The sequence below is a fragment of the Deinococcus metalli genome (assembly GCF_014201805.1).
Lineage (GTDB): Bacteria > Deinococcota > Deinococci > Deinococcales > Deinococcaceae > Deinococcus > Deinococcus metalli.
This window is the reverse complement of the sequence record NZ_JACHFK010000014.1, coordinates 37,870-58,895: the sequence shown is the minus strand read 5'-3', so window position 1 is coordinate 58,895 and position 21,026 is coordinate 37,870. Positions and strand designations below refer to the sequence as shown.

Here is a 21,026-nt window from a genome sequence, read left to right as displayed (position 1 = left end):
CCTCAGTGTATGGCAGATCATTAACATTCATTTATCTCCATTACATTCTTGTGGATGGTTTTCCTCCTGTGGGTAGGCGTCGCCTGCGGCCTGGCGCAGGCATCAGCTGGCTCAAGGGTGGTCTGACCTGTCTTGGCGTCGCACCACGGCATTCTGCAGCTCGCCGGGCCACACCGCCCTGGAGCAGTCCAAGGCGGTGGATATGAAACTCGTTATCACCCAGGTGTCCTCGCGCATCAGCACGTGGGGCAGATAGGGCGCGAGGTGCCACACAAGGTTGGCCAGGGAAGGGCCCTGATCTCGTCTGGTATGCGCGGGAGCACGGGGGTTCTGGGCGCGTGCTGGCAACAGGGGGAGGCGCGCTGGGACGGACGTAGGGCGCTAGACTGCGCCATCCATGGACAAGGAAGACCGCGTACTGGCAGCACAGGCCGGACTCATCGTCCTCGGCGAGATCGAGTCCCTGGTACGGCGAGGCGAGGTGCTGATGTGCACCCGGGCGCTGGAGGTGGTCAACCGCACCCGCGAGGACGTGCTGATTGATTCAGTGGTGTTGCGCGCGGCTGGGTGGAGGGCCTTGGCTCGGCCGCCATACCGGTATCCGGTCATCCACTGGCTGAAGCCGGGAGCGCGCCGGACGATCCTGAGCGAGCGGCTGCTCCAGCAGATGCAGGATCAGCCCCAGGCAGAAGAGGCCGTGCGGCCCTTCGAGAGTCGGCTGAATGCGCCGGGCGCGCTGGGGGGGCCGCTGCCGCAGGTGATCGTGCGGGTACAGCTGACCGAGCAGGTGGTGGAGATCTCAGTGCCAGTGCTGCAACTGGCCAGTGATGCCAAGGGCCGCCTGATCCACCTGCCACCTCCCAATTATTGATAACGGCGTTGGTCTGCATGAAGCCGTGTCTGCTGCGATCCGTACAGCACATGACGCAAGCAGTCATGTCGATGCGAAGCTAGGCCGTTATCAATAAGGCGTGCAGCGGATCGGTAGGCCAAGCGTAGGAGGGCGTTCGGTGGGCATGACGCCGGCTGCGTGGTTCGAGGTCGGCAGCCGAGAAGATCGAACTCTGAAGGGACGACGATCATCCCCCAGGCCGCACTCCTCGCTGAAACATCTTGCGCCCAGCGCGTATCGAGCCAGGATTGCTTCGACCCTTCGCCCGTCAGACCCGCCGACCTGGCCACAATTCCGGGATCGGCTCAAGACACGCGAGCGGTGGACGAGCCTGCCGCCTATGTTGGGCTTCACCGGCAACAGCGCCCGCCACCTGGCCGCAGGGCTCCGGTTTGGCAGCAGCAAGGCGGAGAACCAGCTGGGGCTGACTTACACGCCGGTTCGGCAGGCTGTGGCGGAAGACATTGCCACGTTCGCGCCGCTCATGGCGTGACGTGGGTGGACGCTCCGGGGGGAGTCGGATGGGGCGGTGCAGAGCGCGGCAGGCTTCCGTTGGCCACGCCCCGGCACCCACGAACCCGACGCGATTCCAGAGTAACCAGAGCGGGGATCGCCGGGATCTGTGGACTGTTCGACGGCGTAGGGTGGGGCTATGCCGCTGCTGATACCGAACGAGCAGCCATGAGCGTAGCGCTGTCAACGAAGAAGGCGACCCGAAGGCCACCTTGATTTCTTCACTATAGAGCGGTATTCGCAGGGTATCAATTCAAACCGCTGGGCTGGAAATTTGCTGTATCAGCCGACAGAAAATCGCGGAAAGACATGCACCGTCTGTATAGATTTCAACACGTGGCGGGAACCACTGAAGAGTGGACGTCGAGTCGCTGCGCTATGAACCCAACCCCGTATGGAAAAGCGGCGTTCAGTCGTCCCCGACCACCACGGTGCTGGCATGGATCAGGGTGGGTGTGGCGGCGTCCACCGTGCCTTTCACCTTCACCTCGGCCCTGAGCGTCACCTGACCCTTCACCGTCGCCCGGGCATATCCAACCGTCAGCCCCCGTGCCGTGAACGTCTGCGAGGCCGAATCCATCGACTCTACCCGCGCTTCTACCGTCACCACCGCTCCCGCACGGATCCCCTCGTGCTCTTCCTGATCGCTTTCGACACGAACCTTGCTGGCCCTGAGGACAGCGGTGGCAGCGTCGAACTGCCCCTCCACCTCCACCGCGACGCCCGGTGCCAGCGTGCCCGCGACTGTCGCCGGGTCATACGAAACCGTGGTGCCATTGGCCGTGAACAGATGGGCGGTGGCATCGAGATTGGTCACCTCTCCCTTGACCTCGCTGTCCTCGTTCTCTCCGTCTTGGTGCAGTTCCTCTGCACTCTTCGCTTCGATGTTGCTCGCCAGAATCGCACCGCTGGTGTCACGCTGCCCGCTGATCTCGACAAAGGTGCCGGCGGTCAGGTCAGCCAGGACGTGGGCAGTGGCGGCGGTATCGTCGTCGCTGGCGAGTTCGATGCGGGTACCCGCATCGACGTTCACTGTCTGGCCAGCCACCACCAAGCTGGTGGCCCCGACCGACGAGATTTGACCTCGCAATTCTACGTTTACGTCCACCTCGGTGGCGACGCCGCCGGTTTCCTGAACCGTCACGTTCTGACCAACACTCAGGGCGTGGGCGGTGCTGGCCGTGCCGTTCTTTCGGATGGCCGTCGCCCCAGACAGGGCGTGCAGGCTGGCAGTGAGCTTGACCGTGGTGCCGGCGACGGTGAGGGCGCTACGGTCGCTGCTCAGACTGGTGATGGTGCCGCTCAGGGTCTGGGACGACGCGGGGGTCAGGGAGCCCGACGTGCTCCCGCACGCGGCTAGGAGAAGCGAGAGTACGAGTGTGGCAGGAAGAGCGTGCTTCATGTGATTCTCCTGGGCGAAGGGGCGCGCAGAACGCGGAACCTGAAGGGGGATGACCCGCCGTCTGAAATCAGGCGCGTCGTGACAGCAGCGCAAGCGGGCTCCGGTGTCCTGCCTGATGCCGGGACAATGCCAGGACTGCCCTTACGGTGTCCTGACTCCGGTCGACATGAAGGCGACACAGGGCCTCCTGAACACCAGCCTCCGACTGGGACTCAAAGCTCGCTTGGCATCTTCATCTTGCGTGCTAGACGGCATCTTCACACAGCCGTCAATCGCTTGAGGAGCAGGCAACTCATGGCGGCATATGGGTGGGCCTCGTTGTGGGGGGTCGTGTGCGTGGAGGTTCGGTGCCCCTTGCCTCTGCGGCCCGTCGCGGACATCAGTCGGGCGACCCGCTGCCGGGAGCATGCCGTGCTCCCACAACTCTGCGTGGACACCGGACACGCCATACCGCCCTTTGGTTCGGGTGTGGATCTGCTGGATTTCCGTGCTCAGGGCGTCGTCCTGAGCACGTCTGGGGCTCATCGGCCTTCCTCGTCAGGTTGCGTACCCGCTTCTGGTCACGTCCAGCATCTGGCAGGGGGCAGGCCCACACGGGTGCCGTTCCGCCCAAGAACATGACGTCCAGGCGGAACTCGAGTCGGTGCGCGTCGATAAATTCGAAGCGCTTCACTGTTCCTTAGCGAAGAAGCGGCCAAGCCCCATACGGGTGCTGTCCTGGCCAAGACAGGCCATGGCTTTTTTCAACACATCATGTTCCTGACGGGCAATACTCAGTTCACGCCATCGACATTTGATCTCTGCCTGCTCGGCAGTGAGGCTGGCCTTCCCGTGACCCAGGAAGGATGACTGACCCTGCTGCTCAAATTCTCGTACCCAACGCTGAAGGGACGAGTCGCTGATGCGCAGCTTGGTCGAGACGCCGGCGAATAGCTGGTCGGGCTCGTGAGCGAGCCTGACGGCCGCGAGCTTGACCTCTTTGGTGTACCGCTTGCGCTGTCCCATGCCCACCTCGCTGTCATTGTCGGGGCGTTACTTCAGGGGCGCAAAATCGAGGTATCCCCACATGACGGCATCACGGAATAATTGAGGTCTTTAGCGTCCGGTGAATCTTCACACTGAGCAGTCTGCGCATGCTTTTCATCCCCGTCGGCCTGGGTGAATGATGGCCGACGGCTGAACCGTTACACCGGACAGAAAAAGAGGCTGGCCTGCATCCAGCTGGCCCGTCTGCCCGAATCACGCTACCCCAGCGTCTCCAGGCACAATCTGCCGCAGCAGCTTCACGGTCTCGATCATCGCCAGCACGGCCTCGGCGCCCTTGTTGCCGGCTTTGATCCCTGCCCGGTTCAGGGCCTGCTCGACCGTATCGGTGGTCAGCACACCGAAGGCCACTGGCACACCCGTATGCAGTGACGTATTCAGGATGCCGCTCGCCGCACCGCCTGCCACAAAGTCGTAGTGGTCGGTGTCGCCCTTGATGACGGCCCCCAGGCACACCACGGCGTCGTATCTTCCGGATTCCGCGAGCTTGCGCGCGATCAACGGCACTTCGTAGCTCCCTGGTGCGAGGAAGTGGTCGAGGTTGTCGGTCTTCCCGCCGTGCTGCACAAACGCCAGTTCCGCGCCCTCGACCAGACGGTCAACGATCAGGTGATTCCAACGGGTGGAGACAATGGCAAATTTGAGGTCAGTGGCGAGGAGCGTGGCTTCAATTCGGTTCATGGGACTCCTGTGGAGGGCTTTCGCGTGCTGAGCCCTGTGGCCTGGCGAGCATTGACTTGGGATGTGGAAGGCGGGCAGGTGAAGGAGGCAGGCGCTGCGCTGAATCAGGAGCTCAGCGTCCAGCGTTGTCATCTCAGTCGCCGCTGCCGTCCGTGCCGATGTGGCCGAGCTTTTCCGCCTTGGTGGTCAGGTACGCCGCGTTGTGGGCGTTGTGCCCGGCGTGCAGGGGGACGCGCTCGACGACCTCCAGGCCGAAGCCGCCCAGGGCATGCAGTTTGCGGGGGTTGTTGGTCAGGACGCGCAGTTGCCGCGCGCCGAGCAACTGCAGCATCTGCGCCCCGATGCCGAAGTCCCGGGCGTCGGCCGGAAAGCCGAGTTGCAGGTTCGCTTCGACGGTGTCCGCGCCGCCATCCTGCAGGCGGTAGGCGCGGATCTTGTTCAGGAGTCCAATCCCGCGACCTTCCTGACGCAAGTAGACGAGCACCCCGCGGCCCTCGGCAGCGATGATCCGCATGGCCGCATCCCGCTGCGGGCCGCAGTCGCACCGCAGCGAGTGGAAGCCGTCCCCGGTCAGACACTCGCTGTGCACGCGCACCAACAGTGGTTCCGGCGTCACCTTGCCCATCACCAACGCCACGTGCTCCGCTCCACTCAGCGAGTCCTGGAACCCCACGATGCGGAACTCGCCGTACTCGGTGGGCAGCCTTGCCTCGGCGACCTGCACCATAAACGGGTCATGCTCCAGGCGGTAGGCGATCAGCGCCTCGATGCTTCCGACCAGCAGGCCGTGTTTTTCCCCGAACGACAGCAACTCGGGCAGGCGGCTCATCTCGCCGGAATCGTTCATGATCTCGCAGATCACACCCACTGGCGCGAAGCCCGCCAGCCGCGCCAGATCGCTCGCGGCCTCAGTGTGCCCGGATCGGCGCAGCACGCCGCCAGCACGCGCCACCAGGGGGAAGATGTGCCCCGGGCGGCGGAAGTCGGCGGGTCGTGCTGCGTCGTCCAGCAGGGCCGCGATGGTCGCCGCGCGGTCGAAGGCGCTGATCCCAGTGCTGTTGCTCACATGATCCACGCTCACCGTGAAGGCTGTCCCGTTCGGGTCGGTGCTGCTGCCCACCATCGGCGGCAATTCCAGGGCCTTCGCCCGCTCGGGAGTCAGCGTCACGCAGATCAGGCCGCGGCCCTCCCGCGCCATGAAGTTCACCCACTCGGGCGTGGCCGTTGCCGCCGGCAGCAGGAGGTCGCCCTCATTCTCACGGTGCTCGTCATCCACCAGGATGACCGGTCGCCCCGCCTGCAGTTCCGCCAGCAGGTCGGGAATGGAGGCGAGGGTCATGCCGTTCCCTCCACCGTGCTGTCCAGGGCGGGCGGCGTCCAGTCGCGCATCAGGATCAATCTCTCCACGTACTTCGCCATCTGGTCGGCCTCCAGATTCACCTGGGTGCCCGCCGCCCAGGTGTGCAGGGTCGTGACCTCCAGGGTGTGCGGCACCAGCCACAGTGTGAACTCGTCGGCGCGCAGGTCGGGCCGACTGCCGGCGGGGCCACCCACGTCCACCACCGTCAGGCTCACGCCGTCTACCGTCACGCTGCCCTTGGGCACCAGGTAGCGGGCGAGGTGCGGGACGGCGCGCACGGTCATGGTGTAGGCGCCGGGCTGCGCGTCCACTCGCAGGATCTCGCCCATCCCGTCCACATGGCCGCTCACCACGTGCCCGCCGAACCGGGCCTGGGCAGTCATGGCGCGCTCGAGGTTCACCTTCGCGCCGTCCTGCCAGTGCGGGGCAGTCTTGGCGAGGGTCTCGCGGCTCAGGTCGACGGTGAAGCCCACGTCGTCCCAGGTGGTGACGGTCAGGCAGGTGCCGTTCACGGCGACGCTCTCGCCCAACTGCACGTCGTTCCACATGTGAGTGGGTTCGATGATGACGCTCAGGTTGCCTTCGTTCTCTGCGGTGTGGGCAATTCGCCCCACCTGTTCAATGATTCCGGTAAACATCAGTTCGCTCCCGGCGCACTCAGGCGCGGAATGTCATTCAGGAGGCCCGTGACGAGCACGTCCGGGCCGAGGAGTTCTGTGGTGACGTCGTGCAGGTGCTGCGCATGGCGCATGAATCGCACTGGCTCCACGAGCGGTGACAACCCTGCGCCGAGCACCTTCGGCGCGATGAAGACCCGCACCTCATCCACAAGTTCCGCCGCCAGGAACGCGCCGAGCAAAGTCGGGCCGCCCTCCAGCAGCACGCTTGAGATACCCAGGCCAGCGAGGTGCGTCAGGGCATCCGGAAGGGTGCCGGCGCGCACGACGGTCACGCCTGCTGCCTCGTGAGCATCGGCGCGCACGTCGGGGGCGGTGACGAGCACGCCTCCCGGCCGCCAGGCACGGGCATGCGGATCACTCGCGGCGTGACGGTCGAATACGATCGGGCGGGGATCACGCCCGCCTGGTACGCCGCGGGTTGTCAGGGCTGGGCGATCCAGGGCCAGCGTGCCGCTCCCGACCGCAAGGGCGTCCAGTTCGTCCCGCCAGTGCATGGCCCGCTCACGGGCGAGGGAACCGCTCACGGCGCCGTTCCCCTCGCCCACGGCGGCCACCTTGCCGTCCAGGGTCATGGCGTACTTCGCCACCACCCATGGGCGGTGCCGCACGACCAGGCTTCGGAAGCCCGCCTGCTGACGCGCGGCGTCGCTTTCCAGCGCGCCCACGGTCACATCGATGCCTGCAGCCCGCAACGTCTCCACGCCGCGCCCGGCCACTTGGGGATTCGGGTCGAGGGTGGCCACGACCACCCGGGACACGCCGGCTGCGATCAGCGCGTCCGCGCAGGGCGGCGTGCGCCCGTGGTGGCTGCACGGTTCGAGCGTCACGTACACGGTCGCGCCGCGGGCGCGCTCGCCAGCCTCGCGCAGCGCGAAGACCTCCGCGTGGGGCTCGCCAGCTTTTGGGTGGAAGCCGCGGCCTACCACCTCGGTGCCCTGTACGATCACGCACCCAACGGGCGGGTTGGGCGACGTTCGCCCGAGTCCTCTGGCCGCCTCCAGCAGCGCCTGACGCATGAACGCGCCGGCTGCCGTGACGGCCTCCACCCTTCCGGGTGGGGCATTCACTTCATACATGAGCTGTCGCCGCCCGCCGGGGTGGCAGGGCAGCGTTCCTCCTTCTCTCATCCGGACTGTGACCGTCGGCTCTGGAATTCCACCAGATCGGGCCGGCGCGTGAATCAGTTTGCGCGGGCTTCGCGGGCTGAGGCGCACCTGACAGGGGCGTCATCACCGCCGGTAGGGAGTTTCACCCTGCCCCGAAGGAAGCGGCCCACCCAGGGAGCGGGCCACGCCGAGGCTAACACCATGAGGGCTCAACACTGTGACGGCGTTCTGGACACCTTGCCTGGACGTGGCCACCCACCGCCCTTGACCGGGGCGTGCCACCGGTGAGACACTCGCGGCAGTCAGCAGGGGTGCCGATCCGCTGTAGCGCAGCGGGCAGCTGAGAGGGTGCCGTGCCCAACCCTAGGAACCTGATCTGGGTCATACCAGCGGAGGGAGCGTGACGGGTGCGAAGCGTCGATGTGCCGACGCCAGCTCCCTCCGGACGCGTGAGGGGACGTCATCGTTCTGAATATCTGAGGTTGCTCGAGATGCCGATGAACATCTGGTCGAGCTCGTGAGCGAGCCTGACGGCCTCGCGCTTGAATTCTTTGGTAACCGCTTGCGTTGCCCCTTGCCCACCTTGCTGTCATTGTCGAGGCGTTACTTCAGGTACGTGAAATCGAGGTATCCCTAATCGGCGCGGCGTCCCCAGGATGTTGGGGAAGGGTGAAGCTCAGGAGTTGCACCTCGCATCATGGAGTGAATAGCCGTACTGGGCGAGGAATTCCGCGATTTTTCTGAACGTCTGGAGCAAGCGGTTCAGATAGACCTGTGGGAGCACCGTCACCACGGCGCGCGCGGCACACGCCTCCAGAGTCATCCCGACCTCGCGGTGCAGGATCGCCAGCGTCCAGGCGAGAAACACCAGCAACACCCATCGATCCAGTCCCACAGCAGTTCGCAACGCGAACTGTGCCAGCCCAAACTGATGCTTGCCCTCCTTAAAGAAAGATTCCTCGTTCCAGCGTTTCGCGCCTTCGGGGACACCCTCGTCGCCGTCCAGCAGTTCTGAAGACACGGCATGACATGTTCGGTCTCCACGCTCAGTTGGCCCAGCGACAGCGTGTCATGGGGCCAGTTCTTCTACTCGACGTATCCGCTATGCAGACAGTCGGCCACCGTGACGATCCCGGGGTGCAGGGTCTGCCGGACGCCCACCACGAACTCGACGCCACGCTGCCGCACCTCATCGAAAAAGACAGCGGCTCCCTGGCCCCTGTTTGCGAGCACACGGATCCGGAATCGATGTCGGATATCGTCTGGGACAGTCCGCAGCAGTTCACGGGCCAAGGTGATTAGGGTCGCTGTCCCTTTGCTTTTGTACACGCGGTCGCCCACCGGGAACTTCACCGCACCGTACTCAGCGAACAGCACGACGAGATGGATGCTGTGGACTCTGTTGAACACGCGGACGAAGGGCAGCGTGCTGCCCTTCTTTTCGATGCGGGTCAGCTCGACACTCAGCTGCAAGAGTGGCCGATGTTTGCGTTTCGCTGCCATATGCAGGGCGTCCCACTGAACCTGGAGCAGGATCGTCCAGCCCTGGGACGTATCCCAGGAATATTCGTTCAGAAGGCGGCTCAGGGTACTTGTACTGACCAAGTCGACGCGGTGAAGCGCCGTTCTGGTCGCGGTGTCCAGAAACATGAACAGCGCAGCCTGCAGGCTGCGCTGTTGGGAGGACGTGGTGGGAACGGCCAGGAACTCGTCTGCCAGACTGCGGACGGGCTCCCCTAGGATCTGTGACGTAGACACTCCCGGATTCTCTCTACTTGGGATTGCAAGGGTTCTGTGGAGGCTCAGTTGAGGTTGACCGTTCGTTCTTTGAAGGCGACAGGCGAGTGGTATCCCAGCGCCGAGTGGCGGCGCTGACGGTTGTAGAACACCTCAATCCATTCAAAGACCTCCGTACGCGTCTCGGCACGAGTTCCTCGTGCCTTGTGCAGGTCGAGTTCCATCTTCAGCGTCGAGAAAAAGCTTTCCTGCACGGCATTGTCCCAGCAATCTCCCGCACGACTCATGCTCTGCACCGCCTCCAAGCGATTCAACGCCTGCCGGTACACCTCACTCGCGTACTGGCTTCCTCGATCTGAGTGGTGCACCAGCCCAGCGGCGGGCCGTCTGGCCTGCCGCGCCATGGCCAGCGCCTCCAGCACCAGTGGAGTCATGAGTCGCTCGTTCATTGCCCAGCCGACAATTCGCCGGGAATACAAGTCCAACACCGTGGCCAGGTAGAGCCACCCGTCAGTGGTGGGCAAGTAGGTGATGTCCGTCACCCATTTCTGATTCGGCTTGCTCGCGGTGAAGTCACGGTTCAGGAGATTCGAGGCGACTGGCAGCGCGGGGTTCGAGCGCGTGGTCGTCCGGAACTTCCGCTTGCAGCGAACCTTGAGGTTCGCTGCCTTCATCAGCCGACCAATCCGCTGACGACTGACCACCTCCCCCTGGGATGCCAGCGACGCCTTGATCCGGGGTGTGCCGTAGGTGGATCGGCTCTCTTCATGACAGGTCGTGATCTTGAGCGTCAAGGCGCGGTCGTTCCTAGCACGTCGACTTTCAGGCCTTCCTCGCCACGCGTAAAACCCACTGGCACTGACCTGCAGCACCCGGCACATCCGAGCGGCTGAAAACTCGCCCTGATGTGCCTGAATGAACGCGTAGATCAGCTGTTTTTCGCGAAGAAGGCCAGCGCTTTTTTCAGGATGTCCCGCTCCTGTCGGGTAATGTCCAGTTCGCGTTCCAACTGCTTGGTGCGAGTCTCCTGGGCACTGAGTGCTGCGATCCCACGCCCCGCGAATGCGGGGCGTCCTGTGGCGATCTGCTGCTCGTGACGCTGCTTCCAGCGCACCACGTAGTGGGGCGGCACGCCAAGGACGCGGGCAATCTGTGCGCAGCTTTTCCCAGTCGACAAGACCAGTTGGACGGCTTCTCGTTTGAACTCGGCGGAAAATTCCTGGCGTTGAGAGGACATCGTGAGCTCCAGAGTGGATCAGCCTGAACTCCCACTCCACGAAACCCTAGCAACTTCAGTTCGCGGCAGAGCTGAGCAGTGCTGCGCTGGCCTATGTTGACCTGGCTGACCACTTCCAGTTTGAACTCTCGGCTGTGCTGACGTCCGGGCATGCGGGCTCCTTCGCGATGTGGTCAGCGTAGCGGCTGACCAGGGCGAAGTGTCTTGGCTCGTGGCCCGGGGTCGGGGGTGCACTCCACTGCCCTGGTATGCGCCAAGAGCGCCCCGAACGGCACCCGGGCGTATCGTGGTTCCGGAGAATATATGCCCTCACTGCTCTTCCTCACCTGCCTCGCCACCCCGCACCCCTTCAGACCCTTACTTAAGGCGCCCCAGCTCGGACGAGGGTGAGGTTCACCGCCTCCCCCGGGCGCACGCTGGTCATTCCACCGAACCAGCGCTGGCGCGTGATGCGCGGCATCGGTCTCCTCTCGTTCAGTCTGTTGCTGGTCGCGTTCATCGCCCTGAGTCTGGGCCCTCCCAGCAGCGCCATCAAGCCAGCCGCGCGACCGGCACGTGGGCAGATTCTCGCCGCAGACGACACAGTTCTGGCTACGACAGTGAACGGACGGCGGCGCTACCCGCAGGGCACGCTTGCGGGTGCACTGGTGGGTTTCACTGGTACGGATGGGGGCCTCTCGGGGCTGGAAGCCTCACAGGAAGCCCGCCTGGCCCGCGGCGAGGATCTCCACCTGACCATCGTTCCTGCCATCCAGGTCAGTGCGGAGGCCAACCTCCGGGCGGCCGTGAAGGAACATGACGCGAGCGGTGGTGCCATCATCGTGCTCAACAGCCGAACAGGTGCCATTCTCGCCGCCGCCAACGACGCGCTGGCTGACCCCAACCACTGGAAGGACACGACGATGCAGACCTGGCGTAACCGGGCTTTCCAGGATGCCTATGAACCCGGCAGCGAAATGAAGGCCCTGGTGGTCGCAGCCGCCCTCGACGCCCACCTGACCCGTCCCGAGGCCGTTTACGACACACCGATGAGCCGGCGTGTCGGGCGGTTTACCATCCATGACGCAGTACCCCATCCAGGGCAGCTCACCGTGCAGGGCATCTTGCGGTACTCCAGCAATGTCGGGATGTCGCTCATCGCTCAGGCGCTGACGGCAGCGCGGCTGCATGACGTCCTGGTACGGTTTGGGATCGGCCAACCCTTGCCTGCGCTCGGGACATTCGCGGCGCAGGGCCGCCTCAATCCCTCACCCACGTGGGGTGAGATCGGTCTGGCCACCAACGCCTTTGGTCAGGGGGTCACGACCACCACTGTGCAATTTGCGGCGGCGTTCAACACGATTGCGAACGACGGGGTGTATGTTCCACCCACCCTGATCCTGGGCCAGGCGTCGGCACCTGCCCGTCGCCTCCTCTCGCCCGCCACTGCCCACGCGATGGATGAATTGCTGCACCATGTCATCAACGACGGGATTCCACATGCTGCGCGCCTGCGTGGATATGGTCTGGCGGGGAAGACTGGAACCGCCCAGACGGTGGTGAATGGCCGGTACAGCCCGACGGAGTACAACAGCACCTTTACTGGGTTCTTTCCGGCCGACGCTCCGCAGTACACCATCAGCGTCACCCTGTTCCGTGCGCGCACGCGTTACCAGGGATCGCAGGCCGCAGCCCCGACGTTCCGCAGCGTCGCGGCGGCCGTAGCAAGCAACTCTGGAATGGCCCCTGTACAGCCTGGACGTCGCTGAGCGGCAGGACCGATTCCAGCCTCGTGCAGGCAGTCCCGGCGCGCCCATACCAGTCAGGGCGCGAAACCTGGCGTGCACCGATGCTGTTGCGCCTCTTCTGACACGATTCAGGCAAGTTCACTGCGGTGAGCGGCTGACCCGCGACAGAGCCGACGCCAACGCAACTTCGAGTCCAATCGAGCGTCGTCGGGGACATCCGGTGCCAGCATTGCTTCCGCTCCGCTGGTGTGGCGCCCGGAAGCTGCTGTGCAGGTGCGGTACCGTACGCAATCACAACACCCTGCGCCGGGAACATCACGGTTGCGCCGCACCACTCCGAAGCACTGTGTTTCCAGTGGCCGCATCGGCATTGACAGCGGCACCCCGTCGAGCTGCGCGGGTTGGCAACAGCGTTCAGATATTCGCTCTGGCGGGCCGTGACCAACATCCGGCCCCAACCGCATCGAAACATGGCCTCCATCAAGAGCACTGTTCCCTGGTACCTCGGTACCGGGCGTCGTCCTCTTCAGGCCAGCCCCGACTCTGATATCGGCGGACGCTGGGAACTGAGATGCGGGACAGCACAGGTCTTCACGCTCTCGTCCTGTCACGCACCGCATTGACGAATCCATGACAGTGCGCACCTAAGGTCGGGTCATGAGGATGACCAAACATGTTGCCCTGATCGCCCTGACGCTGAGCACCGGAGCCAGCGCCCTCACGGTGACCGGCGCTGGCAGTTCTTTCGTCTACCCGCTGTTCAGCAAGATGTTCGACCAGTACCACTCGGAAACGGGCGACACCGTGAACTACCAGAGCGTGGGCAGCGGCGCCGGTCAGAAGCAACTGCACGACCGGACGATCGACTTCGCCGCCAGTGACGTCGCCGTCCCCGCCACGGACGTCGCCGGGTATCCTGGGAAGATCATCACGTTCCCGGACGCGATCGGGGCCGTCGTCCCCAGCTACAACCTCCCGGGCGTGACGGCCTCCCTGAAGTTCACGGGCCCGGTACTGGCCGATATCTACCTCGGCAAGATCAAGGTCTGGAATGATCCCCAGATCGCGAAGCTCAATCCTGGCGTCACGCTGCCACCCCTGCCGGTGACCGTGGCCCGCCGCAGTGACGGCAGCGGCACCACAGGCGTCTTTACGGATTACCTGAGCAAAGTCAGCCCCGAGTGGAAGTCGAAGGTCGGCAGCGCCACGTCAGTAGAGTGGCCGGTCGGGGTGGGGGGCAAAGGCAATGACGGGGTCTCCGGCATCGTCAAGTCCACGCCCGGCGCCATCGGGTACATCGAACTGACCTACGCGCTGCAGAATAAGATTGATTTTGGCAGCGTGCAGAACAGGGCCGGTCAGTTTGTCAAGGCCGACCTCGCCAGTGTCAAGGCGGCAGCGGCCAGTGTCTCTCTGCCGTCCGCTGGCATCATCAGCATCACGAACGCCTCCGGCAGCCAGAGCTACCCGATCAGCACCTACACCTATGTGATCGTGTACCAGGATCAGAAGTACGGGAACCGCACCCCGCAGGACGCCGCTGCACTCAAGAAGCTGCTGATGTGGGTCGTGACCAAAGGCCAGGCGTACAACACGGCGCTGAACTATGTAGCGTTGCCGTCCAGCGCCCAAACCCGCGCGCTGGTGCTCATCAGTGGCATGACCTACGGTGGCCAGCCGATCGCCAAATAAATCCACTGAACTGTGGTGACGCGGCATGCCGCGTCATTCCATCAGTCCGGACTGAGGTTGACATGGTCGCCCTGCGCGGCGGGCAGCCCCGTCCGCACTGCGTGAGCGTGGTATTCCGTTCCGCCTCCGGGTCAACAGCACCCCCCGGGTTCACGCAGGCCGCTGTGCGTGGCAGTCACTCGCTTTGCTCGCACCAGAACAGAGGAATGTCATGACATTCCCTGTTCTGGTGACCGCTGTGATTCCATGGCGGCATGGACTCCTGGATTCGCCTGCCGTTCATCTGGGTGCGGCTGTCGAGTCCCACAGGAGGTTTCGCCGTGCGGGCGCCGCCAGGGGCTGCCCGGGGGCGTGGTGCGGGATGCGCTCAGGCACCCATCCTGCTGGCCACGTCTGGCCGTGGGGAAGTAGCGTCAGCAGCCGGGGCCAGGCCCGGTTGCCTGGGGTCGCCGGCATGGCGTGGGTGCCTGGTGAACCAGCAGCACCGGCACGCCCGCCCCGTGCACGACGCGCTCCGCGACACTCCCGAGGATGAGGTGCGCCAGGCCAGTGCGACCGTGGGTGGCCATCACGATCAGGTCGGCATCCAGGGCGGCCGCCTCGCGCAGGATGGCGTGCGGGACGTCGAGGCCCAGCGCGGGGCGCTGCACGGTCACGAGCCGCAGGTCACCGGCATCGAGTTCGCCGTCGTGCAGCGCCGCCTCACCTTGAAGGGCCCAGTCCCGCTCGGTCTGCTCGGCGGTTACGCTCAGGTCGGTGCCGCTGCTGAGTTCCCGGTGGGCGTCGGGAATGATGTGCAGCAGCGTGAGCGTGGCGTTCAGGGCGCGGCTCAGGCCGGCCGCATGCCTGACCGCCGCGTGGTCGATGTCGGTGCCATCCGTGGTCACCACGATGTGCTGGTACATGCGCGTCTCCATTTGAATTCTCGGGAACCGGGATGGGGGTTCGGGACAGGTGGGGCGTCGGCCGTCAGTGAGGCAGGTGGTCACGTAGCAGGCCGTACAGCCACGTGCCGACCAGGGCGGCGACGAGCACGACCAGCATGGCCCACACGCCGCTGCCGAGCAGACTCAGGATCGGGCCGGGGCACACGCCCGCGAGGCCCCAGCCAAGGCCGAAGGTCAGACCACCGAAGACGTACCGCCGCCACCCGCGTTCCTTGGCGGTGACGGTGATGACCTGTCCGTCGAGGCTGCGCACACCCACGCGGCGGAGCAGCGCGGTGGTGATCATCCCGGTCAGGACGGCCGAGCCGATCAGACCGTACATGTGGATGGATTCGAAGCGGAACATCTCCTGGATGCGGTACCACGAGGCCGCCTCGCTCTTGACCAGCACCACCCCGAAGGACAGGCCAGCGAGAAGGTAGACCACGAGGCTGACGGTGGGGCGCGCCGCAACTGGGCTGCGGTCGTGCACGCCAGGAATGGGTGAAGTCGTCACCGGATCACCGCCATGAAGATCGGCAGCAGCAGATTGGCGCTCAGGATGCCGCCGGCGAAGAAGGACGCGGTGGCGATCACGCTGGGGCCCTGCAGGGTGCTCAGGCCGGAGATGGCGTGCCCGCTGGTGCAGCCACCGCCGTACCGGGTGCCGAAACCCACCAGCAGGCCGCTGACGGTCAGAAGCAGCCACACACCAGGACGGCTCAGGTCGGTGAGCGCCGCGGGCATCAGCCCCGGCTGCACCGTCACGCCCAGGTGCTGCACAGACTGGATGGCGGCGGCGCTCAGGCGGGTGGGATCCGGGTTGGCGAACACCCGGCCGGCGAGCAGCCCCCCCAGGATCAGGCCGGCTGCGAACAGCAGGTTCCACGTCTCGGCGCGCCAGTTGTAGCGGAAGAAGCCAGGTTTGACTGCGTTGGGCAGCAGGATGGCGCAGCCATGCCGGAGGTTGGCGGAGATGCCGAAGGACTTGTTGCCGAGGAGCAGCAGCAGGGGAACCATCAGGCCGATCAGCGGCCCGGCGACGTACCAGGGCCAGGGGGAGCGGAGGGCAGTGAGCACGTCGATCATGAATGAACCTCAGGAGAAGGGGACCCAGAGGGCGTCGCCCTCTGGGCCGGAATCAACAGCAGGACGTCAAAGAGGGCGGTCAGTGGGCCTGGGCAGGGACGCGTGAGCGGCCACCGGGGGGGCGAGCAGCCGGGGCACGTTGGTGGCCAGCACGTACGCGCCCATGACGACCAGGAACACGCCGAAGCCGCGACGCAGCGCCGGGCCGCTGACCCGCGTGCCGATCCGCGCGCCGAGCGCGCTGCCAAGGATGCCGATCACGGCGAAGCTGACGATGAGTGCCCAGTGCAGGTGCGTCTCCCCGGCCAGGGCGTGCTTGAGAAAGCCTGTGGCGGAATTCAGGGTGATGATCACCAGGCTCGTCCCCACCGCAAGCTCGATGGGCAGGCCGCCGAGGAACACCAGTGCTGGAATGATCAGGAAGCCGCCTCCGACCCCGACCAGGCCGGTCAGGACACCCACCCCCAGGCCCTGTAGCGCCGCGGGAAGGACGCCGCCGAGGCCAGCTCTGGGGAGATCAGGTGCCCGGCACGTCACCGGGGGCCGCAGCATGAAGATGGCGGCGAGCAGCATCACGACCGCGAAGATCGACAGCTGAACGACCCCCGGAACGAAGTGGCTGAGGGCCGCGCCGAGCGCCGTGCCGACCACGCCAGGGAGTCCAAAGACCAGCACGCTGCGCCACGCGATCCGCCCCGCGCGGGCGTGCGGAAGCAGGCCGAAGAGGCTGATCAGGCCCACGATGGCGAGGCTCTCGGTGATCGCCAGTTTGGCCGGCTCACCGACGAGGTACACGAGCACCGGGACGGTCAGGATGCTGCCGCCGGACCCGAGCAGGCCGAGCGACACGCCGATCAGCACGGCCCCGAGCCACGCGAAGATCACGGCTGGGTGCCGGCCTTCACCTCGCGGCCCTCGCGCATCCAGCCCATGGTGCCGCCGGTCAGGTTCATCAGGTCAGCCACCCCCTGGGCGTCCAGATAGCTGGCGGCCTGGGCGCTGCGACCGCCGCTCAGGCAGGCGATCACGGCCGGGGACTGGATCTCGCCCACGCGGGCCGGCAGTTCACTGAGGGGGAGGTTGATGGCGCCGGGGATGTGGCCCTGTTCATACTCGTCGCGTTCGCGGACGTCGTACAGGGTCGCTCCGGCGCGGCGTTTGAAGTCGAGTTCAGCGGTGAAGATGTCCTGGTAGCTCATGGGGTCGTCTCCTGGGATGGGGTCAGGTACGGGTGATCGTGGGCAGGCCCGCGGCGCGCCACGCGGTGATGCCGCAGCTGAGGTTGCGGGCGTCCAGTCCGGCGTCCGTGAGGAGGCGGGTCGCCTGGGCGCTGCGCATGCCGCTGGCGCACTGACAGACGACGGTCTTGCCGTTCAGGAGCGTCGCGATCCGGTCGGGCAGCTCGTCGAGGGGAATGTTCACGCTGCCGGGGATCGACAGGCGCCGGCGTTCGGCGAGGCTGCGGACGTCCAGCAGCAGTGCGCCGGACTCGATGAGGGCCTTGGCGTCCTGCGGACTGAGGGACGGTAGGCCCTGGAGGCCGCTGACGAGCTTCTTGAAGAAGGTGATCATGGTGGGTTCCCTATCGGTTCAGGCGGTCTGAAGCGCCGTCTGGGCGTGCGCCCAGGCGTCGTAGCCGCCAGCGAGTTCGGTGACGTGGAAGCCCTCGGCGCGCAGCAGGCTGGCGGCGGCGGCGCTGCGGGCTCCGCCCTGGCAGTGCACGACGATCTCGCGGACACGCGGCAGGGTGTTCAGCGCCCACGGCAGCCGGCCGGCGTGGAGCTGGCGAGCGCCGGGCAGATGGCCAGCGTCGTACTCGGTCTTCTTGCGGACATCGAGGATCAGCGCGCCGGCGTGCTGAGGCAGCTCGCTGACTGGAATCGGCTGAGCGGGCGCGGCGTCCAGCCCTTCGACCGTGGGGATGAAGCCCACCACCTGGTCGAGACCGACCATCCACAGCTGGCGGCGCAGGGATTCGGCGCGCTCGGCGGGGGCCAGGAGGATCAGGTCCCGGCCCGGCGTGAGCAGCCAGCCGGCCCACGTCTCAAAGGTCTTCCCGTCTGGGAGGTTGACGCTGCCACGGGGCGCCGCGGCGTGGTGGTCTTCCTTGCGGCGGGTGTCGATGAGGCGGGCGCCAGAGGCCACGCGGAGGGACACTTCATCGGCGCTCAATTTGCGAAGAGGCGCGGCAGGGCCGAGCAGTCGTGGGCCGTCGCGGTTCTCGGTCTTCATGCGGCCGTAGTACAGCGGCGCGTCCGGCTGCCCGGCCAGCAGTTCGTTCACGAAGCCGTGTTCGTCGTCGGCCGCGACCAGCGGGGCCCACCAGCTCAGGGCGCGCTCGTAGCCGACGGTGGTGCTGGGCACCGCGCCCAGGGCCTTGCCGCACGCGCTGCCGGCCCCGTGGCCGGGCCAGACCTGTACGTGGTCGGGCAGGGTCAGGAATTTCGTGCGCAGCGACTTGAACAGCGCCCGCGCCCCAGCGAAGCGTGTATCCACACCGCCGGCCGCCTCGTCGAGCAGGTCGGGGCGGCCGAGGTCGCCGACGAACACGAAGTCGCCGGTCAGGATCAGGCTGGGCTGCTCACCCCGGGGGGTATCGGTGACGAGGAAGGACACGCTTTCCGGGGTGTGACCGGGGGTGTGTAGCACCTGGAGCCGGACGTTGCCGACCATGAACGTGTCGCCGTCATGCAGTTTCACCTGGTTCCCATCGTCATAGGTGTACTGCCAGCCGGGGCCGCCCTCAGCGGACAGCAAGAGCTGAGCGCTGGTCTGGGCGGCGAGCTCGCGGCTGCCGGACAGGTAGTCGGCGTGGATGTGCGTCTCGGTCACGTGGGTGATGCGCAGGCCCTGCGCGCGCGCGTCGTCGAGGTACTGGGTGACGTCGCGGATCGGGTCAATGACGAGGCATTCGCCGGTCTTCTGGCAGCCGATCATGTAGGACGCCTGGGCGAGGTCTGGGTCGTAGAAGCGGGTGAAGTACATGGTGCCCTCCTCGGGATGCCTGGACGATAAACCCCCTGGGGGTATATGGTCAACGGAGTGGAGGGACTTATTCGATAATTGGATGCCTGTTATCAGGGCAGCTGATATCAGTGCGCGAAGGCTGGCGTGGCCATGGCGCTTCTGGATCGGCCCTCCTGCAATGAACGCCAGGGCGACTACAGGGAGTACGGACTCAGCTGGTCAAGCACCTCACGAACCGGGGCGCTGAGCAGGGCCAGTGGAGCGCTGACCGCGTGGTACCCGAGCGTCACCTCGGGGCTCTCCAGACCGATGCTCGCCAGTAGACCGTGATCGATCTCCGTTGCCACCATGCTGCGGGGCAGGATCGCCACCCCTACCCCGCCGACCAGGGCCTGCTTCACGGCCAGGAACGACCCGAGTTCCAGGTGTGCGCGCGGCGTGACGCCAGCACGTTCAAGCAACTTGGATCCGCGCCTCCGGACACTCGACTCCGGCATGGGCCACAGCAGCACTTCTCCGGCAAGTGCGTGCAGCGGCACGTAGCCCTGCTGGGTCAGGGGATGCCCGGCCGGCACGATCACGCGCAGCTCCTCGCTGGAAAACCGGCGGGCCTCCAGGCCCTCGGGCAGGTTGAGACTCGCGTCCACCGTCAGGGCCGCGTCCAGGACACCGCTCCTCACTCGGGTGATCAGGTCTGGAGTGTGATCGGCGTGGATCACGAGGACGGTCGAACTTCCCTGGAACGCGGTGGCCAGCTGGATGGCCCAGGGCGACAGCGTCCAGGAGATCCCCAGCTGGACGGTCGAGTTCAGCCGCTGGCGCCGGTCGGCCGCGAAGTCCACGACCCGGGTCATGGTGCGGGCCAGCGTCTGCGCGAGGGGAAGGAGCTCGGCGCCGGCGGCCGTGAGGGCGATGCCCCGCGCGTGCCGGGTGTACAGCGGCGTGCCGATGAGGGCGGTGAGGGAACGCAGCTGTCCACTGACCGCCGGCTGGCTGAGGTTGAGGAAGGCGGCCGCCTTGCTGACACTGCCGAGTTCCGCGACGGCGTTGAACGTGATCAGGTACTCCGGAGCGATCCGCACCGGCGCAGCGTAGCTCACCCCCAGCCGATCCTCTGGGCGGCGATACCGCGAACCCCGTGAGGCCGGATCCTGCACTCCGCCTGGTCATGCGTGCACGTGTCGCGGGCGTACCCCCTCGGCCGTCCTTTGGTCTCCGCTCACGGATGAGTCAGCTCAACAGAGATCTGACGTGCCACACGCCTTTTACCTGAACACAGCCCAGTGGCCATTCCGAGTAAACCGATGCTGATTGGGGTGGTTGTCCACCGATCAGCCGCCTATCGTTTCCCTGTCAGGAACGATTCCTGATAAGGAGCCCTGTGATGACCACCCACACCACGCCCGCCGCCCTCGCCACCCCCACCGACCTTACCCCCGGCCAGGTCACCGCGGTGACCGAGGCCGTCAATCCGCTCATCGCCGACGCCCTGGCGCTCTACATCAAGACCGAGAACTTCCACTGGCACCTCTCCGGGCGCCGCTTCCGTGACCTGCACCTGCTCTTCGACGAGCAGGCCGACGCCCTGCTCGACAGCGTGGACGTGCTCGCCGAGCGCGTGCGCAAACTCGGGGGCCTCACCCTCAGGAGCGTCGGCCATGTGGCCCAGCTGACGCAGATCAAGGACGATGACCGGGCGTTCGTGTCCCCGCAGGACATGGTGCAGACCCTGCTGGACGACAACCGCCGGATCGCGACCGCGCAGCGTCGCGCCATCGACATCTGCGATGACCACAAGGACTCCCCGACCGGCAACATCCTGCAGGAACTGCTGGACGGCACCGAACGCCGCATCTGGTTCCTGTTCGAGATCACCCAGGCAGACGACTGAACAACGAGTGACGACACTCGAGGCGGCCCCACTGGGGCCGCTTCTCTGGTGGTGCGGCGACAGAGCGGTGAGCACCGGAGCC

At 65.8% G+C, this 21,026-nt stretch carries 18 protein-coding genes, 3 pseudogenes and 2 riboswitches; of the genes and pseudogenes, 5 read left to right on the top strand and 16 right to left on the bottom strand.

Annotated elements, in window-relative coordinates; translation table 11 throughout:
* The first annotated feature begins 397 nt into the window (after nucleotides 1-397).
* Nucleotides 398-871 carry a hypothetical protein gene (locus HNQ07_RS20515; RefSeq protein ID WP_184115283.1) on the top strand — a complete coding sequence of 158 codons (474 nt, stop codon included), beginning with the start codon at nucleotides 398-400 and terminating at the stop codon, nucleotides 869-871.
* 361 nt (nucleotides 872-1,232) lie between these two features.
* Nucleotides 1,233-1,385, top strand: coding sequence for a hypothetical protein (locus HNQ07_RS20510; protein WP_184115282.1), 153 nt, complete (start codon nucleotides 1,233-1,235; stop codon nucleotides 1,383-1,385).
* 429 nt (nucleotides 1,386-1,814) lie between these two features.
* Here the strand turns inward: HNQ07_RS20510 and HNQ07_RS20505 are convergent, their stop codons facing one another.
* From HNQ07_RS20505 to HNQ07_RS20470, 8 genes and pseudogenes are all read right to left on the bottom strand, one after another.
* A complete protein-coding gene (locus tag HNQ07_RS20505; protein WP_184115281.1) occupies nucleotides 1,815-2,807 on the bottom strand; it encodes a DUF5666 domain-containing protein in 993 nt (330 codons plus the stop codon).
* Nucleotides 2,808-3,106: 299 nt separating this feature from the next.
* A pseudogene (locus HNQ07_RS24565) lies at nucleotides 3,107-3,812 on the bottom strand (transposase); the annotation flags it as partial.
* 234 nt (nucleotides 3,813-4,046) lie between these two features.
* Nucleotides 4,047-4,532: a 6,7-dimethyl-8-ribityllumazine synthase gene (gene ribH, locus HNQ07_RS20495; RefSeq protein ID WP_184115279.1), complete on the bottom strand. Its 486-nt coding sequence runs from the start codon at nucleotides 4,530-4,532 to the stop codon at nucleotides 4,047-4,049.
* 133 nt (nucleotides 4,533-4,665) lie between these two features.
* Nucleotides 4,666-5,871: a bifunctional 3,4-dihydroxy-2-butanone-4-phosphate synthase/GTP cyclohydrolase II gene (locus HNQ07_RS20490; RefSeq protein WP_184115278.1), complete on the bottom strand. Its 1,206-nt coding sequence runs from the start codon at nucleotides 5,869-5,871 to the stop codon at nucleotides 4,666-4,668.
* Nucleotides 5,868-6,530, bottom strand: a complete 663-nt coding sequence (locus HNQ07_RS20485) for a riboflavin synthase (protein WP_184115277.1) — start codon at nucleotides 6,528-6,530, stop codon at nucleotides 5,868-5,870. Before HNQ07_RS20485 ends, HNQ07_RS20490 begins: the two co-directional genes overlap by 4 nt.
* Entirely contained in the window at nucleotides 6,530-7,648 is a 1,119-nt protein-coding gene (gene ribD, locus HNQ07_RS20480) for a bifunctional diaminohydroxyphosphoribosylaminopyrimidine deaminase/5-amino-6-(5-phosphoribosylamino)uracil reductase RibD (protein ID WP_229832272.1), read from the bottom strand. Before ribD ends, HNQ07_RS20485 begins: the two co-directional genes overlap by 1 nt.
* A 35-nt stretch (nucleotides 7,649-7,683) precedes the next feature.
* A riboswitch (FMN riboswitch) is annotated at nucleotides 7,684-7,842 on the bottom strand.
* Between the two features lie 133 nt (nucleotides 7,843-7,975).
* Nucleotides 7,976-8,094: riboswitch (TPP riboswitch) on the top strand.
* 260 nt (nucleotides 8,095-8,354) lie between these two features.
* Nucleotides 8,355-9,436: pseudogene (locus tag HNQ07_RS20475) on the bottom strand (transposase).
* A 44-nt stretch (nucleotides 9,437-9,480) separates the two neighbouring features.
* Nucleotides 9,481-10,652 (bottom strand): annotated as a pseudogene (locus HNQ07_RS20470) (IS3 family transposase).
* A 386-nt stretch (nucleotides 10,653-11,038) separates the two neighbouring features.
* On the opposite strand from HNQ07_RS20470, the gene HNQ07_RS20460 reads away from it, so the two are divergent.
* Together HNQ07_RS20460 and pstS are read left to right on the top strand one after the other, a co-directional pair.
* Nucleotides 11,039-12,400, top strand: coding sequence for a peptidoglycan D,D-transpeptidase FtsI family protein (locus HNQ07_RS20460; RefSeq protein WP_184115276.1), 1,362 nt, complete (start codon nucleotides 11,039-11,041; stop codon nucleotides 12,398-12,400).
* Between the two features lie 642 nt (nucleotides 12,401-13,042).
* On the top strand, nucleotides 13,043-14,071 hold the full coding sequence (gene pstS, locus HNQ07_RS20455) for a phosphate ABC transporter substrate-binding protein PstS (protein WP_308430888.1): 1,029 nt from the start codon (nucleotides 13,043-13,045) through the stop codon (nucleotides 14,069-14,071).
* Between the two features lie 413 nt (nucleotides 14,072-14,484).
* On the opposite strand, the gene HNQ07_RS20450 is transcribed toward pstS, so the two are convergent.
* From HNQ07_RS20450 to HNQ07_RS20415, 8 genes are all read right to left on the bottom strand, one after another.
* Nucleotides 14,485-14,976, bottom strand: a complete 492-nt coding sequence (locus tag HNQ07_RS20450; protein ID WP_184115272.1) for a universal stress protein — start codon at nucleotides 14,974-14,976, stop codon at nucleotides 14,485-14,487.
* Nucleotides 14,977-15,040: 64 nt separating this feature from the next.
* Complete coding sequence (locus HNQ07_RS20445) at nucleotides 15,041-15,514, bottom strand: DUF6691 family protein (protein WP_184115270.1); 474 nt, start codon at nucleotides 15,512-15,514, stop codon at nucleotides 15,041-15,043.
* A complete protein-coding gene (locus HNQ07_RS20440; RefSeq protein ID WP_184115268.1) occupies nucleotides 15,511-16,086 on the bottom strand; it encodes a YeeE/YedE family protein in 576 nt (191 codons plus the stop codon). Before HNQ07_RS20440 ends, HNQ07_RS20445 begins: the two co-directional genes overlap by 4 nt.
* A gap of 66 nt (nucleotides 16,087-16,152) precedes the next feature.
* Nucleotides 16,153-16,971 (bottom strand): sulfite exporter TauE/SafE family protein, encoded by an 819-nt coding sequence (locus tag HNQ07_RS20435; RefSeq protein ID WP_184115266.1) that lies wholly within the window; start codon nucleotides 16,969-16,971, stop codon nucleotides 16,153-16,155.
* On the bottom strand, nucleotides 16,968-17,285 hold the full coding sequence (locus tag HNQ07_RS20430) for a rhodanese-like domain-containing protein (protein ID WP_184115264.1): 318 nt from the start codon (nucleotides 17,283-17,285) through the stop codon (nucleotides 16,968-16,970). Before HNQ07_RS20430 ends, HNQ07_RS20435 begins: the two co-directional genes overlap by 4 nt.
* 22 nt (nucleotides 17,286-17,307) lie before the next feature.
* Nucleotides 17,308-17,658: a rhodanese-like domain-containing protein gene (locus HNQ07_RS20425; RefSeq protein WP_184115262.1), complete on the bottom strand. Its 351-nt coding sequence runs from the start codon at nucleotides 17,656-17,658 to the stop codon at nucleotides 17,308-17,310.
* Nucleotides 17,659-17,676: 18 nt separating this feature from the next.
* Complete coding sequence (locus HNQ07_RS20420; protein ID WP_184115260.1) at nucleotides 17,677-19,071, bottom strand: MBL fold metallo-hydrolase; 1,395 nt, start codon at nucleotides 19,069-19,071, stop codon at nucleotides 17,677-17,679.
* Between the two features lie 176 nt (nucleotides 19,072-19,247).
* On the bottom strand, nucleotides 19,248-20,135 hold the full coding sequence (locus HNQ07_RS20415; protein WP_184115258.1) for a LysR family transcriptional regulator: 888 nt from the start codon (nucleotides 20,133-20,135) through the stop codon (nucleotides 19,248-19,250).
* 302 nt (nucleotides 20,136-20,437) lie between these two features.
* Between HNQ07_RS20415 and HNQ07_RS20410 the strand changes: the two genes are divergently transcribed.
* Nucleotides 20,438-20,944 (top strand): Dps family protein, encoded by a 507-nt coding sequence (locus HNQ07_RS20410; RefSeq protein ID WP_184115256.1) that lies wholly within the window; start codon nucleotides 20,438-20,440, stop codon nucleotides 20,942-20,944.
* Nucleotides 20,945-21,026 lie beyond the last annotated feature (82 nt).

What these genes read in the sequence shown, in the direction of transcription:
- HNQ07_RS20515 (WP_184115283.1), top strand. Translation starts at nt 398, where the DNA reads ATGGACAAGGAAGACCGCGTACTGGCAGCACAGGCCGGACTCATCGTC.
- HNQ07_RS20510 (WP_184115282.1), top strand. Translation starts at nt 1,233, where the DNA reads ATGTTGGGCTTCACCGGCAACAGCGCCCGCCACCTGGCCGCAGGGCTC.
- HNQ07_RS20505 (WP_184115281.1), bottom strand. Translation starts at nt 2,807, where the DNA reads ATGAAGCACGCTCTTCCTGCCACACTCGTACTCTCGCTTCTCCTAGCC.
- ribH (WP_184115279.1), bottom strand. Translation starts at nt 4,532, where the DNA reads ATGAACCGAATTGAAGCCACGCTCCTCGCCACTGACCTCAAATTTGCC.
- HNQ07_RS20490 (WP_184115278.1), bottom strand. Translation starts at nt 5,871, where the DNA reads ATGACCCTCGCCTCCATTCCCGACCTGCTGGCGGAACTGCAGGCGGGG.
- HNQ07_RS20485 (WP_184115277.1), bottom strand. Translation starts at nt 6,530, where the DNA reads ATGTTTACCGGAATCATTGAACAGGTGGGGCGAATTGCCCACACCGCA.
- ribD (WP_229832272.1), bottom strand. Translation starts at nt 7,648, where the DNA reads ATGTATGAAGTGAATGCCCCACCCGGAAGGGTGGAGGCCGTCACGGCA.
- pstS (WP_308430888.1), top strand. Translation starts at nt 13,043, where the DNA reads ATGACCAAACATGTTGCCCTGATCGCCCTGACGCTGAGCACCGGAGCC.
- HNQ07_RS20450 (WP_184115272.1), bottom strand. Translation starts at nt 14,976, where the DNA reads ATGTACCAGCACATCGTGGTGACCACGGATGGCACCGACATCGACCAC.
- HNQ07_RS20440 (WP_184115268.1), bottom strand. Translation starts at nt 16,086, where the DNA reads ATGATCGACGTGCTCACTGCCCTCCGCTCCCCCTGGCCCTGGTACGTC.
- HNQ07_RS20430 (WP_184115264.1), bottom strand. Translation starts at nt 17,285, where the DNA reads ATGAGCTACCAGGACATCTTCACCGCTGAACTCGACTTCAAACGCCGC.
- HNQ07_RS20425 (WP_184115262.1), bottom strand. Translation starts at nt 17,658, where the DNA reads ATGATCACCTTCTTCAAGAAGCTCGTCAGCGGCCTCCAGGGCCTACCG.
- HNQ07_RS20420 (WP_184115260.1), bottom strand. Translation starts at nt 19,071, where the DNA reads ATGTACTTCACCCGCTTCTACGACCCAGACCTCGCCCAGGCGTCCTAC.
- HNQ07_RS20410 (WP_184115256.1), top strand. Translation starts at nt 20,438, where the DNA reads ATGACCACCCACACCACGCCCGCCGCCCTCGCCACCCCCACCGACCTT.